2 protein-coding genes are annotated in these 7,443 nt (G+C 34.7%); both read left to right on the top strand.

Annotation, left to right across the window (positions count from 1 at the left end; genetic code table 11):
- Window positions 1-662 (top strand): hypothetical protein (locus HMPREF2937_RS10965; RefSeq protein WP_218970114.1); only part of this gene is annotated, 662 nt, incomplete at its 5' end.
- A 471-nt stretch (window positions 663-1,133) separates the two neighbouring features.
- A partial coding sequence (locus HMPREF2937_RS10960) for a YSIRK-type signal peptide-containing protein (RefSeq protein WP_142351447.1) occupies window positions 1,134-7,443 on the top strand: 6,310 nt, incomplete at its 3' end.

The following is a 7,443-nucleotide window of genomic DNA, read 5'->3' as shown; positions in this document are numbered from 1 at the left end:
CGGAACTTGAAAAAGCAATCAATAATGCAGAAGGCTTAACTTTAGATCCAGCAGACAAAGAAGATAAAGCCGTTCAAGATGCATTAGACAAAGCAAAAGCAGTACAAGAAGATGCTAATGCGACACAAGCAGAAGTAGACGCAGCGAAAGATGCGTTGAACAAAGCAATCGAAGCTAAAGCAACTCAAGATAAAGCTGATGCATTAGCTGAATTACAAAAAGCTTTAGATAAAGCACAATCAACAGATAAAACTAAATACACACCTGAATCAGTAGAAAAATTAGATGTATCTGTGAATACTGGTAAAGCGATTGTTGAAAATTCTAAAGAGGTATCAATCAAAGATATTCAAGAAACAACAAAAGCTATCGAAGATGCATTAAAAGCTTTAGAAGTTATTAAAGCTCCTAAAATTGAAAAAGAAACTGATAAAGTTAAATCAACATCAGGTAAATCAGTTGAAAGAACATCTGATAAAGCAGTTAAGAAATCAGAAGGTTCAAAAGCACAAACTAAAGCAAATAAAGCCAAAGTATTACCAAACACAGGTCAAGAAACTCCAGCAGATCCTAAATATGCTACATTAATGTTAGCAATTGGTGGTTTAATGGCATTGTTCGGCAGACGTAAAAAAGAAGATAAAGATAATACAGAAAAATAATCAAATCAACTTTTGAGCACTAAAAAGTAAAAGATTTGAGATAGTATCCACCCCTAGTTGGAATAATCTCCAGCTAGGGGTGTTTGCTTTTTATTAAGTTTTGAAGAATGCATCAATATGAATTATTTATATGACAAGGATACATTGGTTTTATGTACTTTTAAAAGATTTATGTTTCTGTCTATTAAGTTCTCATTACATAATTGTAAAATTGAAATTAAAAAACTGAGTTAAAATATATGGTTTAGAACCTTAAATGTGAGAGGAATGGTCGGTTTTGATAACGGAGGTATGCATTCACGCCTGTGTTTTCAACAATCTATATGAATTTTGCATTGTTTTTTCAAATAAAAAAGAATGAATTTAACGATATTTTACTACTAAAACATAAAATTTATATCATATACAATTGGGCAATACAATATTATAATAAAGATGTAGTAGAAATATACTAGTATCGGAGGACATCATATGAAAAAATTGGACTTTTTGCCTAACTTAAGAAATAGATACTCTATTAGAAGATTTACTGTAGGCACAGCATCTATTCTAATCGGATCTCTATTATTCTTAGGTCATAGCGGCGAAGCCAAAGCAGCAGAGAATATAAACGATAACAATACAGTTGTAGAGGCTTCTAATGATAGTAGTACGACACAACAAGCACCTGAGGAAAATAACAAAACGTCACTTGAAAAAACAGTTGATGCTACACAACAGCAAACTGATAATAAAGCACAAACGCAAAATGCATTAGAAGAAGTTAAAAAACAAGCTACTACAGAGATTACTTCACTTAAAAATTTAAACAAAGAAGAAGTTGACAGTTATACTCTAGAAGTACAACAAGCAGATTCAGAATCAACTGTCCACGCTATAGTTGAGAAAGCTAAAGCAGCAGCACAAGCAGTTGCACAAAAAGAAGAGTCAATTCAAACACAAAAAACTGAAAATTCAAAAGAATCAACAGAAGTAACTGTTGAAAAAACAAAAGAAACACCTTCTACTGAAGCTGAACCAGTGAAAGCAGAAGCACCTGTTGAGAAAGCATCAGAACCTGTTACTGAAAACAAGGAAAAAGCTCTTGAATCAGTAGTCACTCCTGCAACTGAGCCAGCAGTAGAAAAAGTGGTTGAAACAGTAACTGAAACACCTGTATTGTCTCCAGAACAAAAAGTAGAAAAAGTAAAAGCAGACTTGAGTAATGACTATGACAGTGCCAAAGTGGATGCAGTTCTAGCAGTTATTGATACTGCTGACTTAACACCAGAACAATTAAAATCAGAAGTACTAAGACTCTTGCTTGAAGAAGCATCAGCTCAAAAAGACTTATTTAGCCCTCAAGCAACTTTACCAAGAACAGGTGAAGAAGCTTCAGGTTACTCGACAAGAGCAGCTGCTACTTCAAGAGACAAAAGAAAATTAGATTCTGCTATTGCATCAGCTGAAAAATTAGAACCATTAAATCCAGATAATCCTTATGACAAAATTATTCAAGAAAAATTGAATATAGCTAAAAGTCTTAAAGGGGATGCAGCTGCTACTCAAGAACAAGTACAAACTGCAACAGCTGAGTTAACAGCAGCAGTTACTCAAAAAGGTTATCAAGAAGCTTTAGCAAAATTGCAAGAAGTTATTAAAGATGCAAAAGCTGTAGACACAACTTTATATACACCAATTTCTTCTAAAAACTTTTTAGATGCTATTGCTAGTGGCGAAGCGAGCGCTGCCGAACCAAAATCTACAGCTTCAACTTTAAGCAAAAAAGCACTCGATATAGAAAATAAAAAAGCAGCTCTTATTTTGATTCCGGATAAAACGGAAATTAAAAAATTAATAGATAAAGTAATTGGATTAGGTGATTTGAACGTTGCGACACTTATAGATAATGCTGTTAAAACAAGATACGATCTTGCTGTACAAGTGTATGAATATAGTGAAAGCTCTCAAGCAGACATTGATCAAAAAATGAATGATTTGCTTCAAACTGTTAACTTTAAACTATATAGTGAAGCATTAAATCGTTTACAAGCAGCAATTGAAGATGCTAAAACTATCAATCAATCAGAATATACACCAGCAACAGCTACTCCATTTGACAGTGCAATTAAAGAAGGTGAATCTCTAACTGCCAATTATTTTACAACAATGGAAGAGTTGGCAGCTGCTACTAAGGCAGGAGAGAATGTTCCAACACCTGAAAAATTTGATGCAGCAACAAAAGCTATAAAAGATACTAAAGCTCAATTAGAAAGATTAGCAGATAAAACAGAATTAAATAACGCAATTCAAAATGCAGAATCTGTTGGCCAATTAAATGCAGCAGATCCTGAAGATAAAGCAGTTCAAGATAAATTAGAAGCAGGTAAAGTAGTAAAAGAAGACCCTAATGCAACACAAGATCAAGTTAAAACAGCAACTAACGAATTAAATGATGCGGTCAAACATAAACTTTATCAAGATGCATTAGATGAATTAAATGCAACAATTCAAGATGCTGATAAAGTAACTAAAGACGCTTATACACCTAATTCTGTAACACCATTTGATTCATCTCTAACTGATGGTAAAACACAAGCAGCAGACACAAATGCAACACCTGAAACTTTAAAAGCAGCATCAAAAGCTATTAAAGATGCTAAAAATGCATTAGTTCCAAGAGCAGATAAAGCAGCATTGAATCAATCTATTACAACAGCAGAAGCTCTTCAACCATTAGAAGCTGGAGATCCTGAAGATGATGCGCTTAAAACAGCATTAGAAACTGCTAAAACTGTTCAAGGTGATTTAAATATCGATCAACCTGCAGTTAATAAAGCGAAAACTGATTTAGATAATGCGATAGCAGCTAAAAATTTACAAGATGAATTGGATAAAGAAGATGCTTTAGATGAATTAAGACAAACATTAGAGGATGCTGAAGCTATTGACCCAGCTATATTTACAACAAGTAGTAAAAAAGCGTTTACTGAAGCTGTGACAAATGCTAAAACTATTTTAGGTTCACCAGGTTCTAAAACAATTGCTGAGATTAAAGCAGCTACAAATGCATTAGAGGATGCACAAGGAGTATTAGTTCTTCAAGCAGATAAAACAGCACTTAAAACAGCAATTAACACAGCTAATGGTTATAACAATCTAAATCCAAATAATCCTGTAGATAAAGCATTACAAGATAAATTAGCAGCAGCAAATGCGGTTAATACAAATGGTGATGCAACAGCTGATCAAGTTAAAACAGCTACAGATGATTTGAATACTGCGATTACAGCTAAAAAAGCTCAAGATGATCAAATTGCTAAAGATGCAGCTGCAAAAAAAGCAGCCCTTGATGCATTAAATGATGAATTGAATAAAGTTAAAGCTTTAGACAAAGCAACATATACACCAAATACAGTGACACCATTAACTGAAAAACAAACAGCAGCCCTAGCCATTGCTGATGCACCGGATACTAAAACAACTGAAGAAATCAATGCAGCAACAAAAGCATTGAAAGACGCTCAAAATGCTTTGGTTCCAAAAGCTAATAAAGACGATTTAAATAATTCAGTTAAAACAGCTGAAGCATTACCATTAAATCCAGCTGATACTGAAGATAAAGCAGTTCAAGATGCATTAGATAAAGCGAAAACAGTTCAAGCTGATGACAACGCAACACAAGATGCGGTTAATACAGCTCAAACTGATTTAGATAACACTGTTGCAGCTAAAAAAGATCAAGATGCTAAAGATGCAGCCGCAAAACAAGCAGCTCTTGATGCATTAAATGATGAATTGAATAAAGTTAAAGCTTTAGACAAAGCAACATATACACCAAATACAGTGACACCATTAACTGAAAAACAAACAGCAGCCCAAGCCATTGCTGATGCACCGGACACTAAAACAACTGAAGAAATCAATGCCGCAACAAAAGCATTGAAAGATGCCAAAGATGCTTTAGTTCCAAAAGCAGACAAAACTGATTTACAAAAAGCACTTGATACTGCAAAAGCTATTACTGGTTTAGAACCAACTGATAAAGAAGATAAAGCAGTCAAAGATGCTATTGATGCTGCACAAACAGTCAACAAAGATGACAATGCAACACCACAACAAGTGGCAGATGCAACAAAAGCCATCAATGATGCTGTTGCTACAAAAGCGCATCAAGATGCTTTAGATCAATTGAATAAAGCATTAGAAGATGCTGCCAAAGTAGATAAAACAGATTATACTGCTGATTCTGTTAAACCATTTGATACAGCAGTGGAAGCGGGTAAAACAGCAGCTGGCGATAACACATCAACAGTTGAAGCATTGAATAAAGCGACTAAAGCTGTGAAAGATGCTACTGCACAACTTGTACCAGATAAATCAAAATTAGATACAGCAATTACTGAAGCGAAAGCTTTAGAACCTTTAACTGATTCTAATACAGATCAATTATTGAAAGATGTTTTAAATGCAGCTGAAACTGTTAAAAATAATCCAAATGCGACACCTGAAGAAATCAAAACAGCAACTTGGAATCTTGAAGATGAAATCAATAACAAAAAAGCAGCAGACGCGATTGAAGCTTTAAAATCAGCTGTAAATAAAGCTGAGCAACTTAATGAAGCAAAATATACACCAAATACGTATGAACCGTTAAAAACTGCAATTACTGAAGGACAAAAAATCATTAACAACCCTCCATCTGCTGATACACCAGCAACACTTGCGAAAGCAAAACAAATTGAAGAATTAGTGAATGCTTTGAAAGAAAGAGCAGATAAAACTGAACTTGGCAATGCTTTAGATAAAACAATTGCATATGGTGATTTAAATCCTAATGATGCAGAAGACAAAGCATTACAAGATGCAGTTACTGCAGGTCAAAAAGTAAATGGTGACGGTAATGCAACTACTGAAGAAGTTGCTAACGCAGTTAAAACAATCAATGATGCGATTGCCGCAAAAGAACGTCAAGATGCTGTAGACGAATTAACTAAAGCTATCAATGACGCAAAAGCAGTCAATAAAGATGACTACAAACCAAATACAGTAACACCATTCGAAACAGCAGTCACAGCTGGTGAAACTGCGAAAGATGACGCAACTAAAACAGTTGAAGAATTAAAAGCAGCTACAAAAGCCATCACTGATGCTAAAAATATACTAGATAAAAAAGCGGATAAAACAGAATTGAACACATCTGTTACAACAGCTGAAAATTTAGGTGCGCTTGATACAAATGATAAAGAAGATAAAGCAGTCCAAGACGCTTTAGACAAAGCAAAAACAGTTCAAGCTGATCAAAATGCAACACAAGAAGCAGTGAATACAGCTAAAACTGAATTGGATAATGCAGTCAATGCTAAGAAAGATCAAGACGCGAAAGATGCACAAGCTAAACAAGAAGCTTTAGATGCATTAAAAGCAGAACTTGATAAAGTGAAAGCAGTAGATAAAACTGTATATACTCCAAACACAGTCACAACATTAACTGAAAAAGAAACTGCTGGTAATGATATTGTTGCAGCACCTGAAGCTAAAACAACTGAAGAAATTAATCAAGCAACTCAAGCATTGAAAGATGCCCAAAATGCACTTGTGAAAAAAGCAGATAAAACAGAATTACAAAAAGCACTTGATAAAGCGAATACTTTCACTGATTTAGCAGCAACAGATAAAGAAGATAAAACGGTTCAAGATGCTGTAGAAGCAGGTAATACTGTTAAAGCTGATGACAATGCAACAGTTGAACAAGTTGAAAAAGCTACAAAAGCAATCAACGATGCAGTTGCTGCAAAAGAACGTCAAGATGCTTTAGATGAATTGAATAAAGCCATCACAGACGCAAAAACAGTCAACAAAGATGACTATAAACCAAATACAGTAACACCATTAGAAACAGCAGTCACAGCTGGTGAAACTGCGAAAGATGACGCAACTAAAACAGTTGAAGAATTAAAAGCAGCTACAAAAGCCATCACTGATGCTAAAAATGCATTAGATAAAAAAGCAGACAAAACAGAGTTGAACACATCTGTGACAACAGCTGAAAATTTAGGTGCGCTTGATACAAATGATAAAGAAGATAAAGCAGTCCAAGATGCTTTAGATAAAGCAAAAACAGTTCAAACTGACGACAATGCGAGTCAAGAAGCTGTAAATACAGCTAAAACTGAACTTGATCAAGCTGTTGCAGCTAAGAAAACTCAAGACGAACTTGACGCACTTAAAAAAGCAGCGCTTGATGAATTGAAAGCAGAACTTTCAAAAGTCGGTAAATTAGACTATAAAGACTACACACCAGACAGTGTGAAACCTTTAGCCGACAAAGAAGTTTTAGGCAACGCAATTGTTACAATTCCTGAACTTAAAACTACTGAAGAAATCAAAGCTGTCACACAAGAATTGAAAGATTTACAAAAAGCTTTAGTTCAAAAAGCAGATAAAACAGAACTTGTGAAAGCTCTTGAAAAAGCTCTTGAAAAAGCTAAAACTTTAGGTGCACTTGACGCAACTGATAAAGAAGACAAAGCCGTTCAAGATGCAGTCACAGCTGGTAATACAGTCAATGAAGATGACAATGCAACAGTTGAACAAGTTGAAAAAGCTACAAAAGCAATCAACGATGCAATTGCTGTGAAAGAACGTCAAGACGCTTTAGATGAATTACAAAAAGCAATTGACGATGCTAACACAGTTAAGAAAGATGACTATAAACCAAATACAGTGACACCGTTTGAAGCAGCAGTCACAGCGGGTGAAACTACTAAAGATGACGCAACTAAAACAGTTGAAGAAATCA

The organism is Staphylococcus sp. HMSC061G12 (genome assembly GCF_001838465.1).
Taxonomy (GTDB): Bacteria; Bacillota; Bacilli; order Staphylococcales; family Staphylococcaceae; genus Staphylococcus; species Staphylococcus simulans.
The sequence above is the reverse complement of the archived record's forward strand: the minus strand, read 5'-3'. Positions and strand labels throughout refer to the sequence as shown.